Source organism: Paenibacillus sp. FSL R7-0345, assembly GCF_038595055.1.
In the GTDB taxonomy this organism is placed as follows: domain Bacteria; phylum Bacillota; class Bacilli; order Paenibacillales; family Paenibacillaceae; genus Paenibacillus_AQ.
The window spans coordinates 4,165,294-4,183,121 of sequence record NZ_CP152002.1 but is presented as its reverse complement, the minus strand read 5'-3'; the positions used below and the strand labels follow the sequence as shown (position 1 = coordinate 4,183,121).

Below are 17,828 nucleotides of genomic sequence, written 5' to 3'. Positions count from 1 at the left end.
ATTGTGCAGGAGGAAATGAATTTGAAAGACACAGCTAAAGTAACAGTAATTGGCGCGGGCCTCGCCGGCAGTGAAGCTGCCTGGCAGATTGCCTCAAGCGGGGTTCCCGTCAGACTATATGAAATGAGACCGGTGGTCAAAACGCCGGCCCACCATACAGATCAGTTTGCCGAGCTGGTGTGCAGCAATTCACTGCGGGCCAACGGACTTGGAAATGCAGTAGGGGTTCTGAAGGAGGAAATGCGGCGCCTGAACTCGCTGGTGCTCAGCGCTGCCGACCGTCATGCGGTGCCTGCCGGCGGTGCGCTGGCGGTAGACCGTGACGGATTTTCCGGAGAGATCACCCGTACCTTGCACGAGCATCCGCTCGTGGAGGTCATTAATGAAGAGCTGACCCAAATTCCTGAGGACGGGATTGTTGTTATTGCTACCGGTCCGCTGACATCTGCGTCATTGTCTGCTGATATTAAGGCACTGCTCGGGGAAGAATACTTTTACTTCTATGATGCGGCAGCCCCGATTGTCGAGAAGGACAGCATAGATATGAGCAAGGTTTATCTGGCGTCCCGGTATGACAAGGGTGAAGCGGCCTATTTGAACTGTCCGATGAATGAGGAAGAATTCGACCGCTTCTATGATGCGCTGATTACTGCCGAGACAGCGGCGCTGAAAGATTTCGAGAAAGAAATTTATTTCGAAGGCTGCATGCCGATTGAAATTATGATGAAGCGCGGTAAGCAGACAGCTCTGTTCGGTCCGATGAAGCCGGTAGGGCTTGTGAACCCCCATACCGGGAAGCTGCCTTACGCGGTTGTTCAACTGCGCCAGGATAATGCTGCCGGTACGCTCTACAATCTGGTAGGCTTCCAGACTCACCTGAAATGGGGCGAGCAGAAGCGTGTGTTCTCCATGATTCCAGGCCTGGAAAATGCCGAGTATGTCCGTTACGGTGTAATGCACCGCAATACATTCATTAATTCTCCGAAGCTGCTGCATCCGACCTATCAGATGAAGGGGCATGAAAGACTGTTCTTTGCCGGCCAGATGACAGGGGTTGAAGGTTATGTGGAATCGGCAGCCTCCGGTATGATTGCCGGTATCAATGCAGCCAGAGCGGCTCGTGGCGAGGAAGGGCTGGTATTCCCTGAGGACAGCGTGCTGGGCAGTATGCCGGCCTATATTACTTCCGCTGATCCGGAGCATTTCCAGCCAATGAATGCCAACTTCGGACTGCTGCCGAAGCCGGAAAAAAAGATCCGTAACAAGAAAGAAAAGAACGAGCTGCTTGCCCACCGTGCGCTGGACAGCCTGGCTGCATTTGCTAACCGTACAGGCCTTGCTTACAAGGAGCCTGAAACTGCGGAGCCTGGCCTGTCATAATTTGAAGTTTGCACAGCATAAGCTTATGATTTATAGAGGATGAACTTAAGAATGTTATGACCTTCATTCTTAAGTTCATTTATTTTGAAATATCAGAAAATATAAACCTGCGGTCTTATACAGATCTGATATTTCTCGCAGAAACGGTTGCTGCCTTCTCTGAAGAACAGCTATGTCGTTTCTACTTGGAAGTAAGTTTATTCTAGGAGGTTGCCAAACTATGTTACCCAGCTTTCATGCAACTACTATTTGTGCCGTAAGACATAACGGCCATGCCGCAATCGCCGGTGACGGACAGGTTACTTTTGGCGATAGTGTCATTATGAAGACTACTGCCAAAAAAGTGCGCCGTCTGTACAGAGGACAAGTAATCGCCGGCTTTGCGGGTTCCGTAGCTGATGCGATTACCCTGTTTGAAAAGTTTGAAGGCAAGCTGGAGGAGCATCATGGTAACCTGCAGCGGTCAGCGGTCGAATTGGCCAAGGACTGGCGCCAGGACCGGATCCTCCGCAAGCTGGAGGCGCTGATGATTGTAATGGACAAGGAAGGCATGCTGCTTATTTCCGGTAACGGGGAAATTATTGAGCCTGATGATGATGTGCTTGCGATCGGCTCCGGCGGTAACTTTGCTTTAGCCTCGGGCCGGGCACTCAAACGCCATGCAGGTAATCTGAGTGCAGCTGAGATCGCCAGGGAAGCGCTGCAGATTGCATCCGAGATTTGTGTATATACCAATTCCAATATAATCGTTGAACAATTGTAGGCACGGTGCCACAGAAAGAGGGAGGAAGTCGTAATGGTGAATCAATCGCTCACACCCCGCCAGATCGTCGCTGAACTTGATAAATATATCGTAGGCCAGAAGCAGGCCAAGAAATCGGTCGCAGTTGCTCTGCGTAACCGTTACCGCCGCAGTCTGCTTACTGATGATCTGCGTGATGAGATTGTACCCAAGAACATTTTGATGATCGGGCCGACCGGCGTCGGGAAGACAGAGATTGCCCGCCGGCTTGCCAAGCTGGTCAATGCCCCCTTCATCAAAGTGGAAGCTACCAAGTTTACCGAGGTTGGTTATGTAGGCCGTGACGTTGAGTCTATGGTCCGGGACCTGGTGGAAACCTCCATCCGCATGGTCAAGCTGGAGCGGACAGAGAAGGTGAAGGACCGTGCCGAAGAACTGGCAAATGAACGGATCGTTGCGATTCTTGCCCCGTCATCCTCAAAGAACAAATCACAGCGTAACCCGTTTGAGATGATATTCGGCGGGAACAGCGGCAGCACTGAGGACAGTAAGGAAGAGCCGGAAGACGGCACCCTGAGTGAGCGCCGCCGCGGCATTAAGTTCAAGCTGCTCGCAGGACAGCTGGAGGAAGACATCATCGAGATTGATGTGGAGGATACGGCTCCAACCATGCTCGATATGTTTGCCGGCCAGGGTAACGACCAGATGGGTATGAATATGCAGGAGATGTTCGGAAATCTGTTGCCCAAACGGACCAAAAAACGTAAGCTGCCAATCAAGGAAGCACGCAAGGTGCTGATTCAGGATGAAGCTGCCAAGCTGATTGATATGGATGATGTGATCCAGGAATCTGTGGCCAGGGCAGAACAGTCCGGTATTATTTTTATCGATGAGATCGACAAAGTTGCCAGCCAGGGCAAGGGCTCCGGGCCTGACGTATCCCGGGAAGGCGTACAGCGTGATATTCTGCCTATCGTTGAAGGCTCCACTGTGATGACCAAATACGGCCCTGTAAAGACTGATTATGTGCTGTTTATTGCAGCGGGTGCTTTTCACATTGCCAAGCCTTCAGATCTGATTCCGGAGCTTCAGGGCCGTTTTCCGATCCGGGTAGAGCTGAGCAGTCTTACACTTGAGGATTTTGTATCGATCCTGACTGAACCGCAGAATGCGTTGACCAAGCAATACGTAAATCTGCTCAAGACAGAGAATATCGAGATCCAGTTCAAGGATGAGGCGATTCAGGAGATCGCCAGAATCGCTGCTTCGGTCAACCAGAACATGGAGAATATCGGAGCCCGCCGCCTGCATACCATTCTTGAGAAGCTGCTGGAAGACCTTTCATTTGAGGCGCCTGAGCTGACACTGGAGACTATGGTGATTACACCTGAGTATGTTCGCGAAAAACTGTCAGGAATCGCGCAGGACCGCGATTTAAGTCAATATATCTTGTAAAGAGGCAACCAATACATTTTCTTTAAAATTAGGTATATTGAATTAGTGACTTGCATAAAAATCATGTAAATAGGCTATATCATGTAAATATATTACAGATAATAGAATAAAATGGTAAAGAAATGGCATTTAATTGAAAAACCGTGCTGTAAGCCCTCTCTTTTCAGAAAAGATAGGGCTTATTTCTTATTGTAATAATATACAAATTCTACGAAAATCAGAGTATGTGAGATTACTAATAAAATTATCCATCGACACCTTTCGACTGCTTGGTTAAATATATGGCATGAAATTTAGCTTTTTTTGTCGAAACAAGCAGGGATTCGTAAGAAGTTGTGGAATTCTTTTCATTATGATAGCTTTGGAAGGGGGATTACTATGGGTTTGCTGAACAGTGTCAGTTTTCAGAGATTACAGGGAGGCCTTGAAGCCGCCACAAAACGACAAAGTGTACTGGCCAATAACATAGCCAATGCGGATACGCCGGGATTCAAACGCTCTGATGTTTCTTTTGAAAGCATACTTGCCGGACAGGAAAATGGAGTGAAACCGACGCTGGGTGCGAAAGTAACGGATTCCCGCCACTTCCAATTCGGTTATGCTGCCGCTGCTGTACCGTCTGCGATGGTAAGTACAGACACATCAACTTCAATGAACAATAATGACAATAACGTGGATATGGACCGGGAGATGGCGCTCAGTGCTGAGAACCAGCTCAGATACAATTCTTATATCGAACAATTGAACAGTCAGATTACTATGATGCGTACAGTTGTGCAGGGAGGGTAATAAATAGTGAACTTTGGTAGCAGCTTTGGAATCAGTGCTTCAGCTTTGACCGCCCAGCGGCTTAGAATGGATGTTATTTCCTCCAATATTGCCAATGCCGAGACGACCAGAGCCTCCGTAGTAGACGGTCAGGCTGTGCCGTACAAGCGTAAACTTGTTGTGCTGGGAACAGAGCAGAACAACAGCTTTTCAAATATTCTGAATTCCAAAATGAACAGCGGTAACGGGACTGAAGGGGTCAAGGTACAATCCATTATAGAGGATTCTTCTCCATTGAAGCCGGTCTATAATCCGACCCATCCGGATGCGGATGCCGACGGGTATGTGTATATGCCTAACGTCGATCTGACCAAAGAGATGGTGGATATGCTGTCTGCCTCACGTTCTTATGAAGCCAACGTAACGATGCTGAATGCATCCAAGGCGATGGTGAGCAAAGCGCTCGAAATCGGAAAGTAAGCTTAATTGAACAATTAGGAGGGTAATCATTGATACAGAATTTTATGATTGGAACACAATCCGTCCAGCCGCTGGCCATGAAGACCGCAACTGCACAAGCGGGAACAGTGTCCGGTTCCGGCCAGAGCTTTGGCTCTTATCTGGAGGATGCCCTGAATCAAGTGGCTGCCCAGGAACAGCAGTCCAAGGAAATGAGCAACAAATTTGTTTTGGGAGAGGTTAATGTCGATGAGGCGATGATTTCTTCACAACAGGCATTGCTGAGTTTGCAGCTGACTACACAAGTCCGGAACAAAGTGATTGAAGCCTATCAGGAAATTATGAGAACTCAGATCTAAATAATCTAGCTTAGTTTCGGATGGGGTGACACTGTGAATGAAAGATTTGCCCAATACAGGGACAAGGTAGTCCAGTATTGGAACAGATTTAGCGGTAAACAAAAAATATTATTTTTCTCTACGCTCTTTATCATCATCATTATAATCGTAGTTTTGACGATGCAACTATCGAAGACGGAATACGAAGTGGCTTTCCGGGATCTGGACAATACTGACTCCGCCGGAGTTATGACCTACCTGGATTCTGCGGGAATTCCTTACCAGCTGAGTCCGGATGGCAGAAGCATTTCAGTGCCAAGCACCCAGGCTAACCGTATTAAGGTGGATATCGGTTCTCAAGGAATCGTGCAGGAAGGCTCGATCGGATACAAAATCTTTGATCAGTCTTCATCTATGATCGGGACTACAGACAGCGAATTCAATGTGAAGTATAATAATGCGCTGAATGGGGAAGTTGAGCAGCTGATGAGGCGGATGCAGGGGATTAAGGACGTTAAAGTGCTGGTTACGCTCCCCAAAGAGACTGTTTTTGCCTCCCAGGAGGCCCAAGAGCAGGCTTATGCATCAATCGTGCTTACGTTTGATCCGGGTTTCAGGCCGTCACAGGATAATATCGACGGATATTTCAATCTTGTGAAGACTGCCGTCCCGAATTTACCGGTTGACAATATTACAATTACTAGTAATGAGACTGAATTAATGCCGACAGCCAAAGGCGGCCAAGCCGGGGTGTCCAGCCAGGTCGAAGAAAACTTTGCCCTGCAGAAGAAATTTGAAGATGAAGTTAAGAAAAATGTTAAACAATTTCTTAGTACGCTTACTGGTCCCGACAAAGTGGACGTTCTGGTATTCTCCAAATTGAATTTTGATAAGGAAAGCCGGACGGAAGATCTGGTTACACCTGTGGATACGGAAAATATGCGCGGAATTGAAATCAGTTCGCAGATTATCAGCAATACCTATTCGGGTCAGGGTAACACCACCGGAGGTGTTGCAGGTACAGGATCGGAAGATGTCTCAGGTTATCCAGCGGGGACTGATACGGGGACTTCTACTTCTGAGGAATCTTCGGAGACCAGGAACTTTGAAGTTAACCGGATTACAAAGGATATCATAGCGAGCCCATATACTGTTAAAGATTTAACCATTAACGTCGCAGTTGAACCACCTGCCGGACAAACAACTTTGGACGAGGCGACATCTGGTGCAATCCAGAATATCCTGGTTAACATTGTGCGTGCATCACTGGCAGATTCAGGAGTCACTTATACAGACGCGGATTTGACTAAAAAAGTTTCGGTGTATTCGCAGCAGTTCGGAGGTACGACAGCTGAAGCCGCTGGTGGCGGTCTGGCGACATGGATGATCTGGGCGATTGCAGCAGCCGCACTGCTGGTCGGTGCAGGCGGCGGATTCCTGATCTACCGGAGCCGCAAGAACAAGCAAGAGTTAGAAGTGGAAGAAGACATTCCGCTTCAGGTTCCTACTGAATTCCCATCCATTAACTTGGAGAGCGTGACGAATGAAAGTCAGGTTCGCAAGCAACTGGAAAGCCTGGCCAAGAAGAAGCCGGATGAATTCGTGAACCTGCTGCGTACATGGCTTGCAGACGAACAGAGGTGAACTAATGGCAAAAGCTAGCCAGCAGGGTCTCAGCGGCCGCCAAAAGGCGGCGATCCTGCTTATCACACTAGGGCCCGAGGTATCGGCGCAAATATTCAAACATCTACGAGACGAAGAAATTGAACAGCTCACTCTGGAGATAGCCAATGTCCGCAAGGTGGACGGTGTTGAAAAAGAGTCGATTATGTCCGAATTTCATCAGATCTGTCTCGCACAGGAATATATCTCACAGGGCGGTATCAATTACGCCAAGGAAATTCTCGAGAAGGCGCTCGGCTCAACTAAAGCGCTTGAGGTTATCAACCGCCTGACCGCGACCCTGCAGGTCAGACCCTTTGATTTTGCCCGTAAGGCTGATCCTAACCAGATTCTGAACTTCATTCAGAATGAGAATGTCCAGACGATTGCGCTGGTCTTGTCCTACCTGCAGTTTGAACAGGCTGCCAGCATCCTGTCTTCCCTGCCGCAGGAGAAGCAGGCGGAGGTCGCAAGAAGAATTGCAATTATGGACAGCACCTCGCCGGAGGTTGTTACTCAAATTGAACGGGTGCTGGAACAAAAGCTGTCTGCTACAGTGACTCAGGATTATACGAATGCCGGCGGTATCGAATCTATCGTACAGATCCTGAACGGGGTAGACCGCGGAACAGAGCGCACCATTCTCGATTCGCTGGAAATTCAGGATCCGGAGCTGGCTGAAGAGATCAAAAAGCGGATGTTTGTATTCGAGGATATCGTCAACGTGGACAACCGTTCGATCCAGCGTATTATCAAGGATATCGAAAATGCCGACCTGCAGCTTGCGCTTAAAGTTGCCAGCGAAGAGGTGCGGGATGTTATTTTCCGCAATATGTCAAAACGGATGGCCGAAACCTTCCGCGAGGAAATGGAATATATGGGACCTGTGCGGCTGCGTGATGTCGAGGAAGCTCAGACCCGTATTGTAGGCACGATCCGCAGACTTGAAGAATCAGGTGAAATTATCATCGCCCGTGGTGGAGGAGATGACATCATTGTCTAAGCTGATTAAACACTCCCAATATGTTCCGGTAGATGTGCTTAAACGGCTGGAACAGGCCAGACAGAATGCCGGAATTGCCGAGGAATCCGCTGCGGAGGAGCCGGCAGGAGAGGTTCATTATCATGACCCGGCCCGTGAAGAGGCAGAGCAGAGCCGCAGGCAGATGCTGAAGGACGCTCAGGAATTTGCTGAAGAACAGGTGCGCGGAGCATCGCTGGAAGCTGAAAATATTGTGGAATCAGCACGGACGGAAGCGGAAGAGTGGTGGCGCCAGCGCCGCGAGCAGGATGAGCATCTCATTGAAGCTGTGAAATCCGAGGCGTTTCAGCAAGGTTATCAGGAGGGCATGACACAGGCCGAGCATGATATGGCCAAAAGAATGGCCGAGATGATGGAAGAAGCACGAACAGTGCTGCAGGAAGCGTACAAAGCTCGTGATGTCATTATCCAGGAAGCCGAGCCCTTTCTGGTAGAGCTGAGCTGCTCCATTGCTGAGAAAATTGTAGACAAGCAGCTGACGGTAGAGCCGCAGTTCGCCATGGATCTGATCCGCAAAAATCTGGCGCGCAAACGCGAGCAGGGACTGATTTCCCTTTGTGTCTCGCCTTCACAGTTTACATTTGTCAACGCAGCCAGAGAGGAGCTCTCACTTGCTGTTGATTCGCAGGCCGAGCTTCAAATATTGCCGGACTCTACTGTTAAGGATATGGGCTGCGTCATCCGTTCTTCCTTCGGAAGCATTGATGCCCGCATTGATACACAGCTTGCTGAAATCAAAAAATCACTGGTAAGAATCGCACTGGACGCTGAGGAGCAGAGAAATGGGGAAGCCGATGCTTGACAGTGGACGTTACAAAGAACATTTGCGCAATTTTGATCCGGTAAGAATTAACGGGAAGGTTACCCAGGTTATTGGACTAATGGTGGAGTCTGAAGGGCCGGATGCCAGTATCGGGGATGTATGCTATATCTATCCCGCCAAGGGTAATAAGCCCTTACAGGCTGAAGTGGTAGGGTTCCGGGACAATAAGGTCCTGCTGATGCCGCTTGGGGAGCTGCAGGCGATTGGCCCCGGCTGTGACGTCGTAGGCACCGGCAAACCGCTAAGTGTGCAGGTGGGTTCAGAGCTGCTGGGCAAAGTGCTCGACGGGCTTGGCCAGCCGCTTGACGGCTCGCTGATTCCGGCACGGATGCCTCATGCCTCGACCTTCAACATACCTTCCAATCCGTTAACGCGTCCGCGTGTGCATGAGCCGATAAGCATCGGAGTCAGGGCAATTGACGGCCTGCTCACAATTGGTAAAGGACAACGTGTGGGTATCTTTGCCGGATCAGGGGTCGGCAAGAGTACGCTCATGGGGATGATTGCCCGAAATACTTCGGCCGATGTCAACGTAATCGCGCTGATTGGTGAACGCGGAAGAGAGGTGCTTGACTTTATCGAGCGCGATCTCGGTCCTGAAGGTTTGCAGCGTTCGGTGGTGGTTGTCGCTACATCAGACCAGCCGGCACTGATCCGGATCAAGGGGGCATTGATTGCCACTACGATCGCTGAGTATTTCCGTGACCGTGGACTTAACGTCATGCTGATGATGGATTCCGTGACACGTTACGCCATGGCCCAGCGTGAGGTTGGACTTGCTGTCGGTGAGCCGCCTGCTATGAGAGGCTATACGCCTTCCGTTTTCGCCAGTCTGCCAAAGTTGCTGGAGCGGGCGGGAACCGGCCCAACAGGCTCTATAACCGCCTTCTATACTGTACTCGTTGACGGTGATGATATGAATGAGCCGATTGCCGATGCTGTGCGGGGCATTCTGGACGGACATATTGTCCTTAACCGGAGTATTGCCAATAAGGGTCATTTTCCGGCCATTGATGTGCTTGCCAGCATTAGCCGTGTTATGAAGGATATCGCTCCTGAGCAGCAAATTGCGGCAGCCGAGAATGTGAAGCGGCTGATGGCGGTATATAAAGATTCCGAGGATTTAATCAATATCGGGGCCTACCAGCGGGGCTCTAACGCCCAGATTGACGAGTCCATGCATTTTATCGACAGCATCTGGGAATTCACCAAACAAAAGGTGAACGAGAAGGTAACCTTATCAGAAGTTCAGCAATCTTTAATTTCACAGTTCTCAAGGAGTTGATAGGCAATGAAGTTCCATTATACTTTTCAAAAAGTTGTGGACTTGAAGGGCAACGAGAAAACACAGGCAGAGTGGATGCTCTCAACTGCACTCGGAGAACTGCAGGCTCAGGAAAAAAGCCTTGATGAATTACTGGGTCAGCGCAGTTCGCTGATGCTGTCGCTGCAGAATGCTGCCCAGCAGAGAACGCCGATGAGCAAGATTATTGAAATGCAGAACTATGTACAGTTTTTGGATACCTGCATTGCCCGTAAATACAAGGATATTAACCGGGCGCATCAGGAGGTTCAGCACAAGCAGGATCACCTTAGCACGAAGGTGCTGGATGAGAAGGTCTGGCTGAAGGCCAGAGACAAGGCGAAAAATATTTTTCAGCAGGATATGATTTTACGGGAACAAAACGAACTGGATGAGATGGCTACCGTCCGCTTCGCGATGAAATCCCTCTAACCCGGGAGGTTTCCGCTAGTGGCTAATAATGATATGGAATTTGAAAATGAAGAGTCGGCAAGCAAATTCGAGCGGTTTTTATTTCTGATGATCCCGATTATTTTCACACTCGTGCTGCTTGGCGTGCTGCTGACTCTTTTTAATATGGACATCCGCAACAAAGCTCTGGAAGTAGCTAACAAGATTCCTGTAGTGAATCAATGGATTCCTGATCCGGCTGTAGAGCCCGGAAGTGAAGCGGCAGAGAAAGAAGCAGCGCAGAGTGAAGAGCAGGCGGCAAGCTCGGAATCAACGATTAAAGAACTGAAGGCCCAGCTTGCCGAAAAGGATGCACAGCTGAAGCAGGTTAATGAAGAAAAGACTGCACAGACTACCCAGGTTGAAGCAATGCAGAAGCAGATTGACAGCATGAAGGCAGAAGCCGCCGCCGCTGAGGCAGCCACAGAGGAAGTGGACCCTTACCAGGATAAAGTAACTGAACTGGCTAAACTGTATTCAGGAATGAAAGCTTCCAAAGCAGCGCCGATTATGGAGAATCTGACGACGGAAGAGCAGGTGCAGATTCTAAGTGCCATGAATACAGCCAGTAAAACGGCTATTCTGGAAAAAATGGATCCGGGAAAAGCTGCAGAAGTGTCAATAAAGCTAAAGGAAACTACGAATTCAACCGATATGGCTATTGCAGCCCTTCAATCGAGACTCAAACAGGATCAGGCTAACACAGCTACAACAACCGCTGCTGCAAGTAATAATCTGGATCAGGAGAAACTGGGCCAGACCTTTACCTCAATGCCGGCTGCTGAAGCAGGATCATTGCTAAGCTCAATGTACAGTGTCAGTCCGGACAAGGTTATTACGGTGCTGAATACGGTAAGCGACTCGGTCAGATCCTCGATCCTGGGCGAAATGACCAAGAAGGACCCTGCACTTACAGCTAAAGTTCTGAACCGCCTGATGGGCGGTAAATAATATTTCTGAGGGGAGGTGAAATACAAATATGAGTTTAGTTTTACCATCATTTTCAGGCGGCAATATGCTCCAGATGAATGGAACATCCGGCTCAGGCAGGAGCGTATCCGCTCAGGCAGGAGCTGCTGCAGGAGGCGCTTCAACAGCACAGCCGTTTGCCCAGACACTCGTGCAGTCGATGAACGGCACAACCGGTAACGCTGAAGCAGCACCTCAGTCCGGAGGTCTGGCATCACTGCTGCAAGGTCTGTTGGCTGCAGTACAGTCCGGCGGTGAAGAAGCAGGCAGTGAAACCGGGCTTCAGAATGCAGACCTGCTGCAAAATCTTGCAGAAGACCTAGACAAACTGGATGAGAGCCTGAGTGCTGATCCGGCCCTGTTTGCAGCTCTTCAGGGATGGTTGCTGCAGGTCACCCAGTTTCTCTCCGGTTCTGGTACATCAGGGCAAGGTGAGGCCGGTGAGGGCGCAGGAACGGCTGCGGCATTATCACCGCTGGCCCAGAGCGCTGATACCATCCGGTTTGCTGTGCAGGATGAGCTTAACAGTCTGGTCACTACTCTGCAGCAGGCGGCTGTGAGTGGAGATGAAGCATCAGCTGCCCGGGGTACCGAACTTCTGAAGCAGTTTTCAACCATGCTGAATGAAGCTGTTAGCCCTGATAATAAAGCCAAAGGCAAAGCTTTAAATAATGCAGTGAACACTGTACAAGGTAAGCATATGGAGAACGGAGTTACGGAGCATTCAGCTGACAAAGCTGTTCCTGTACTGGTTGATCCGTCCGCTGCCGCCAAGGCCGGTGAAGAAACGCTTAACACACCGCTGACCAAAGCAGCTATAGCCGGAGGTGACCAGCAATCCTCATCAGCAGAAGAGTCCTTGCCGGAGGCAAAGACGGCTGCAGACAACAATGATGTGATGACTGCCGGACAATTATCAATCAGAGAAGGTCTCACAGCCCCGCTGAAGGCTGAACCAGCCAAGGTGCCGGTTACCCAATTTGCCCAGCAGATGGATACTTTCATCAGCGGCAAGCTCGAAATCGTCCGCAAAGGCGGAGTCGCTGAGGCCGTTATAACCTTGTTCCCGGAAAATCTTGGACAGGTCGATGTCAAGATCACTATGCAAAACGGTAATCTGATTGCCCAGTTTGCAACAACCCACTCCGGAGCGAAGGAAATGCTGGAGCAGCAGATGAGCCAGCTGCGTGCAGCTCTCCAGTCTCAGGGAATTCAAGTGGAAAAGCTCGAGGTGACACAGAATACGCCGCTGTTCTCACAGTTTAACGGACAGCAGGGACGTCAGCCGAATTCAGGAGGACAACAGAACGGTCACTCCAGAGACCGCCGTGAAGATATTGCAGATGCAGTGCTTGCTGCTGAGCTGAACGGTGAGTTTAAGGAATGGGCCGCTAACGGCGGACAGGATCTCCGGACTCCGGATGGAGGCTTCTCAGCCAAAGCCTAATTTAATCAAAAGTGAGGTGAATCAATAATGACAACAACCAATCCGGTTTCAAACAATAATCAATGGAATTATGTGGCGGATACTTCCGCAACGCCCAAAACAACCGGCAGCTCCACACTGGGTAAAGACCAGTTTCTGAAGATTCTGATTACCCAGCTGCAGAATCAGGACCCGATGCAGCCGATGGAGGATAAGGAGTTCATCGCCCAGATGGCCCAGTTCTCATCTGTAGAGCAGCTAATGAATATTTCAACCCAGCTTACGGCATTGAACCAGTCTCTGGGTTCTGTATCCGGCCTGATCGGCAAGGATATCACCTGGAATGATGCTTCGACAGAGCTGCCGAAATCAGGCAATGTGGAATCCATCGTGGTCAGCGGCGGAATACAGTATGCGGTTGTAGGCAGTGAACGTATTGCGCTGACGAGTATTACACAGATTCAGAACGCCGCTCCAAAAGTGGATACTGTCAGCAGCAACGAACCATCAGTAAGCAGTGAGGAGAGCGGGGCGAGCATATGAGTGAACGGCTGACTATAGGCCAGCTGTACCCCGGTACGGTTCATCCGCAGGCGCTCCAGCGGTCACAAACAGCTAAAAGCGGTACCGGCAGTGAAGCAAGCTTTGAGAGTGTACTGCAGAAAAACATGCTTAAGTTCAGCAATCATGCCGCCAAACGGCTTGAGCAGCGGGGAATTGAGCTTGGCAGCCGCCAGCTGGATCAGATATCGAATGCTGTAGAGAAGGCAGCCGCCAAAGGCAGCAAGGAATCTTTAATTCTGATGAAGGACATGGCACTGATTGTCAGTATACCAAACCGTACAGTGGTAACAGCGATGGATGGCAGTTCAATGAAAGATAATGTATTTACGCAAATTGACAGTGCAGTGATAATTTCTTAACCGGCCGGTCCTAACCGGAGAGCCGGAATGGCCGCCGACCGACTGACGCGGCCATAGCAGAATGGAATTTTTCATTACTATATGAAGAGTCAGCTGACTCTCAATCTAGGAGGACATTAATTATGTTAAGATCTATGTATTCAGGCGTTTCGGGTATGCGCGGTTTCCAGACAAAGCTTGATGTTATCGGTAACAACATTGCCAATGTGAATACAATCGGCTTCAAATCCAGCCGCGTTATGTTCAAGGATATTATGAGCCAGACGACATCTGGTGCTTCTGCACCGGTTGACGGCGGACAGGGCGGGGTCAATGCCAAGCAAATCGGTCTTGGCGTAAGCATTGGTTCGGTAGATACCCTTCACCTGGCTGGCAGTGCCATGACTACCAACAATCCTACGGATCTGCGGATTGACGGAGACGGATTCTTCCTGGTCCGGCTGTCAGATGATCAGGAAACACCTTTCCTGACCCGTGCCGGTGACTTCCATGTAGATGCTAACCGTAACCTGATCACATCAGACGGGCTGCATGTCCTGGATTCAGACGGTGAAGCGATTCAGCTGGGTGAGGACGTAACAGCATTTTCGATCTCCAGTGACGGTACGATTGTGCAGACCATGGCTGACGGAACGACTGAAGCCGGTGTACAAATCGGTGTTGCCAAGGTGAGCAATCCGCAGGGTCTGGAAAAAGTCGGCGGCAACCTGTTCCGGATGACGCTGAACGCCAATGCGGAAGGTGAGCTTGCTCCAACAACAGCCAACAATACTGAAGTAGGCACTGGTTCGATCGTGGCGGGGCAGCTGGAAATGTCCAATGTCGATCTGACAGGCGAATTTACCGAAATGATCGTTACCCAGCGCGGTTTCCAGGCAAATTCCCGGATTATTACAACTTCAGATGAAGTTCTGCAGGAAGTTGTAAATCTAAAACGCTAATTTATTTAGATCATCATCATAAAATTGCTGTATAATAATAACGTTTCGCTTATGGGCTTAACTGTTATGGCAACGTCTTGGGGGGGAACTCCTCCCCCTATTTTTTGTTAGGAGGCCTGTTATGATTTCGGTAACAAGATTGAACGGGGCGCCTATGTGGCTCAATGCCCTGCTCGTAGAGATGGTAGAAGAAAGTCCGGATACGTACATCACGCTTGTAACAGGCAAAAGATTAATTGTGCTTGAGAAAGCAGAAGAAGTAATATCTAAAATCAGAGATTATAACAGGGACATAGGCACATATGCTGCCACCATTAAAGTCCAATCGATGGAGGAGCTTTCATGAAAAAGATGCTGCCGTGGCTCATTACGATTTTACTGGCAATTACACTTATTGTGGTTGCCGCATTTTTACTGATGGATCGGATTTTCCCGAGTGATGCCAATAATGTGAATGCGGCAGTCCAGAATGTGGAAGCCAAAAAACTGAGCGCAGATGAAATTGTTGAGCTGAGTTCAGAAATCACGGACATCAAAACTAATCTTGCCGACCCCGATTATATCGTTTTAATAAATTTCGCATTCCAGCTGGATACCGTCAAGGCCAAGGAAGACTTCGAAAAAATCAAGGATCTCAAGATTAAGCCGCTGCTGATCAAGACGCTTGCCGATACAAAGCCCGAGGAGCTTAACGGAGCAAATGGCAAGGATCAGCTGAGCAGCAAGCTGGTAAATCTGATAAACAAGACCTTAACTGAAGGCAAGCTGACCCAGGTTGAAGTAACGAACTTCATCATGACATCCATTTAGCTGCTGACAGGATAATTCCTTGATGGGGGGGTGAATAAATTGGTTGATGTACTATCACAAAATGAAATTGATGCTCTGCTTGCCGCACTCTCATCCGGTGAAATGGATGCCGACGAGCTGAAAAAAGAAGAAACCCAAAAAAGAATCCGCTCTTATGATTTCAAACGGGCTGTACGCTTTTCAAAGGATCATATCCGCAGTCTTACACGTATCCATGATAACTTTGCCCGCTATCTTACAACGTACTTTTCGGCTCAATTACGCACCTTTGTACAGATCAATGTCGTTCAAGTAGAGCAGCTCCCTTATGATGAGTTTATCCGCTCCATTCCAAAAATGACGATTCTGAATATTTTCGAGGCTGAACCGCTCGAAGGCCGTATGGTCATGGAAGTGCATCCGAATATTGCCTTTGCGATGCTGGACAGAATGCTCGGCGGGTTCGGGACAGCCCCTGCCAAGATCACCGCATTAACCGAAATCGAAACAACCATTATGGAAAGGATCTTCAGCAGGTGCTTCGAGAGTCTGCAGGAGGCCTGGAAGACGGTGCTTGACATTAATCCGCGGATGGAAGGGCTGGAGACAAATCCGCAGTTTATGCAGATTGTGTCGCCGAATGAAACGATTGCCCTGATCTCTCTGAGCACTAAAATCGGCGATACTACCGGGATGATCAACCTTTGTATCCCTCACGTTGTACTGGAGCCGATTATGTCAAGATTATCCGTTCATCAATGGTTTGTGTCGGAGAAAAAGGTCCGTGATGAGGTAGAGCTGGAGGCTATAAGATCAAGAGTTAACATGGCGCAGTTGCCCATTGTGGCAGAGCTAGGCGAATCGAGGTTATCCATTGCTGAATTTCTCGGGCTTAGTATCGGCGACGTTATCTCTCTCAATAGGACAGTGGATGCAGGCTTGTCTATCAAGGTAGGGGATAGGCTGAAATTCATCGGAAGTCCCGGGATGGTAAAGGATCGTGTGGCTGTTCAAATAGACGAGATTGTCAGTGAAGGAGTTGAGGAGTTTGACGAGTAAAGATTATTTATCCCAGGAAGAAATCGATGCTCTTCTCAGACAATCTGCAGAAGGCTCTATGGCGCCCCAGGTCAAAACGGTAGACGACTTCCTTACCCCGTTTGAGCAGGATGCCCTCGGAGAAATCGGTAATATTACATTCGGCAGCGCAGCGACTGCGCTGTCCACCCTGCTGGGTAAAAAGGTTGATATTACTACCCCTAAGGTATCCATAATCACGCGCAGTGAGTTTGAAGAAGCATTTCCAAAACCGCATGTAGCTGTACATGTGCAGTATGTAGACGGCTTTCAAGGCATCAACTCACTGGTCATCAAAATCAGGGATGCCCAGGTAATCGCAGATCTTATGCTCGGCGGAGAAGGGGAGCCCAAGGACGAAGAGCTGAATGAAATCCACATCAGTGCAGTGCAGGAAGCAATGAACCAGATGATGGGTTCATCTGCCACCTCCATGTCTACAATCTTCAACCGGTTTGTCAATATTTCCCCTCCGGGCATTGATATTCTTAATATGTCGAGCGGTGAAGGCGTCGGCAGCCTGCCTGATGATGAGACGCTGATTCAGATCTCGTTCCGCCTGAAGATCGGGGATTTGATTGATTCAACGATTATGCAGCTCCTGCCTGTGCAATTTGCCAAAGATATGGTGACTATGCTGCTGGGCGATGTCGGCCAGCCCGAACAGGAAACGGCTGCTGCACGGACAGAGGCGCCTCCGGCGCCTGCAGCATCAGCTCCGCCTGCAGCAGAGCCAGCTCCGCCAACACAGCAGGTTCCGCCTCAGCAGGGAGGGGTTCCGCCGCAATACCCGCCTCAGGGGATGCCGCCTATGCCTCCGTATCCGGGAATGGAGGGGGGCTATTATTATCCTCCTGCAGGAATGCCGCCTTACGGCATGCCGCAATATGGGATGCCGCCACAGGGCATGCAGTATGAACAGCCAGCGCCGCAGACTCCGCCGCCAAACCGCAACGTAAATGTACAGCCTGTACAATTTGCTAACCTGAGCGCGGGAGCCTTTGGCAATATCGATGAAAATAATTTAAATTTATTGATGGACATACCACTGAAAGTAACCGTAGAATTAGGAAGGACCCAAAAGCAGATCAAAGATATTCTAGAAATGTCTCAAGGCTCAATTATCGAGCTGGACAAGCTGGCAGGCGAGCCTGTTGACATTCTGGTTAACAACAAGCTGATTGCCAAAGGGGAAGTCGTAGTTATCGACGAAAACTTCGGGGTCCGCGTTACGGATATCGTCAGCCAGTGGGACCGAATCCAAAAATTACAATAAACATA

Annotated in this window: 20 protein-coding genes; all 20 read left to right on the top strand. The window is 49.5% G+C overall.

Annotation, left to right across the window (positions count from 1 at the left end; translation table 11 throughout):
• Nucleotides 1-21: 21 nt before the first annotated feature.
• The 20 genes from trmFO to fliY all read left to right on the top strand — a co-directional run bounded on the left by trmFO (nt 22) and on the right by fliY (nt 17,823).
• On the top strand, nt 22-1,380 hold the full coding sequence (trmFO, locus tag NST84_RS17865) for an FADH(2)-oxidizing methylenetetrahydrofolate--tRNA-(uracil(54)-C(5))-methyltransferase TrmFO (protein WP_342561518.1): 1,359 nt from the start codon (nt 22-24) through the stop codon (nt 1,378-1,380).
• A 220-nt stretch (nt 1,381-1,600) separates the two neighbouring features.
• A complete protein-coding gene (gene hslV, locus NST84_RS17860; protein WP_342561517.1) occupies nt 1,601-2,143 on the top strand; it encodes an ATP-dependent protease subunit HslV in 543 nt (180 codons plus the stop codon).
• A 33-nt stretch (nt 2,144-2,176) separates the two neighbouring features.
• A complete protein-coding gene (hslU, locus tag NST84_RS17855) occupies nt 2,177-3,577 on the top strand; it encodes an ATP-dependent protease ATPase subunit HslU (protein ID WP_342561516.1) in 1,401 nt (466 codons plus the stop codon).
• Nucleotides 3,578-3,955: 378 nt separating this feature from the next.
• The gene (gene flgB / locus NST84_RS17850; protein ID WP_342561515.1) at nt 3,956-4,366 is read left to right on the top strand and encodes a flagellar basal body rod protein FlgB; all 411 of its coding nucleotides are present in this window, start codon (nt 3,956-3,958) and stop codon (nt 4,364-4,366) included.
• A 6-nt stretch (nt 4,367-4,372) separates the two neighbouring features.
• A complete protein-coding gene (flgC, locus tag NST84_RS17845) occupies nt 4,373-4,825 on the top strand; it encodes a flagellar basal body rod protein FlgC (RefSeq protein WP_342561514.1) in 453 nt (150 codons plus the stop codon).
• A 29-nt stretch (nt 4,826-4,854) separates the two neighbouring features.
• Nucleotides 4,855-5,163, top strand: a complete 309-nt coding sequence (fliE, locus tag NST84_RS17840; protein ID WP_342561513.1) for a flagellar hook-basal body complex protein FliE — start codon at nt 4,855-4,857, stop codon at nt 5,161-5,163.
• A 33-nt stretch (nt 5,164-5,196) separates the two neighbouring features.
• Nucleotides 5,197-6,786 carry a flagellar basal-body MS-ring/collar protein FliF gene (fliF, locus tag NST84_RS17835; protein ID WP_342561512.1) on the top strand — a complete coding sequence of 530 codons (1,590 nt, stop codon included), beginning with the start codon at nt 5,197-5,199 and terminating at the stop codon, nt 6,784-6,786.
• Nucleotides 6,787-6,790: 4 nt separating this feature from the next.
• On the top strand, nt 6,791-7,807 hold the full coding sequence (gene fliG, locus NST84_RS17830) for a flagellar motor switch protein FliG (protein WP_342561511.1): 1,017 nt from the start codon (nt 6,791-6,793) through the stop codon (nt 7,805-7,807).
• On the top strand, nt 7,800-8,648 hold the full coding sequence (locus tag NST84_RS17825) for a FliH/SctL family protein (protein ID WP_342561510.1): 849 nt from the start codon (nt 7,800-7,802) through the stop codon (nt 8,646-8,648). Before fliG ends, NST84_RS17825 begins: the two co-directional genes overlap by 8 nt.
• Nucleotides 8,629-9,954 (top strand): flagellar protein export ATPase FliI, encoded by a 1,326-nt coding sequence (gene fliI / locus NST84_RS17820; protein WP_342561509.1) that lies wholly within the window; start codon nt 8,629-8,631, stop codon nt 9,952-9,954. Before NST84_RS17825 ends, fliI begins: the two co-directional genes overlap by 20 nt.
• A 6-nt stretch (nt 9,955-9,960) precedes the next feature.
• Complete coding sequence (fliJ, locus tag NST84_RS17815; protein WP_342561508.1) at nt 9,961-10,404, top strand: flagellar export protein FliJ; 444 nt, start codon at nt 9,961-9,963, stop codon at nt 10,402-10,404.
• A gap of 18 nt (nt 10,405-10,422) precedes the next feature.
• The gene (locus tag NST84_RS17810; protein WP_342561507.1) at nt 10,423-11,373 is read left to right on the top strand and encodes a kinesin; all 951 of its coding nucleotides are present in this window, start codon (nt 10,423-10,425) and stop codon (nt 11,371-11,373) included.
• 28 nt (nt 11,374-11,401) lie between these two features.
• Nucleotides 11,402-12,838, top strand: a complete 1,437-nt coding sequence (locus NST84_RS17805; RefSeq protein ID WP_342561506.1) for a flagellar hook-length control protein FliK — start codon at nt 11,402-11,404, stop codon at nt 12,836-12,838.
• Between the two features lie 24 nt (nt 12,839-12,862).
• Nucleotides 12,863-13,360, top strand: a complete 498-nt coding sequence (gene flgD / locus NST84_RS17800; RefSeq protein WP_342566466.1) for a flagellar hook assembly protein FlgD — start codon at nt 12,863-12,865, stop codon at nt 13,358-13,360.
• Entirely contained in the window at nt 13,357-13,740 is a 384-nt protein-coding gene (locus tag NST84_RS17795) for a TIGR02530 family flagellar biosynthesis protein (protein WP_342561505.1), read from the top strand. Before flgD ends, NST84_RS17795 begins: the two co-directional genes overlap by 4 nt.
• Nucleotides 13,741-13,862: 122 nt before the next feature.
• Nucleotides 13,863-14,681 carry a flagellar basal body rod protein FlgG gene (gene flgG / locus NST84_RS17790; RefSeq protein WP_342561504.1) on the top strand — a complete coding sequence of 273 codons (819 nt, stop codon included), beginning with the start codon at nt 13,863-13,865 and terminating at the stop codon, nt 14,679-14,681.
• 121 nt (nt 14,682-14,802) lie between these two features.
• On the top strand, nt 14,803-15,027 hold the full coding sequence (locus NST84_RS17785; RefSeq protein ID WP_342561503.1) for a flagellar FlbD family protein: 225 nt from the start codon (nt 14,803-14,805) through the stop codon (nt 15,025-15,027).
• Nucleotides 15,024-15,491: a flagellar basal body-associated FliL family protein gene (locus NST84_RS17780; protein WP_342561502.1), complete on the top strand. Its 468-nt coding sequence runs from the start codon at nt 15,024-15,026 to the stop codon at nt 15,489-15,491. Before NST84_RS17785 ends, NST84_RS17780 begins: the two co-directional genes overlap by 4 nt.
• 39 nt (nt 15,492-15,530) lie before the next feature.
• Nucleotides 15,531-16,529, top strand: coding sequence for a flagellar motor switch protein FliM (gene fliM / locus NST84_RS17775; protein ID WP_342561501.1), 999 nt, complete (start codon nt 15,531-15,533; stop codon nt 16,527-16,529).
• Nucleotides 16,519-17,823, top strand: coding sequence for a flagellar motor switch phosphatase FliY (gene fliY, locus NST84_RS17770; protein ID WP_342561500.1), 1,305 nt, complete (start codon nt 16,519-16,521; stop codon nt 17,821-17,823). Before fliM ends, fliY begins: the two co-directional genes overlap by 11 nt.
• The last annotated feature ends 5 nt before the right edge of the window (nt 17,824-17,828 follow it).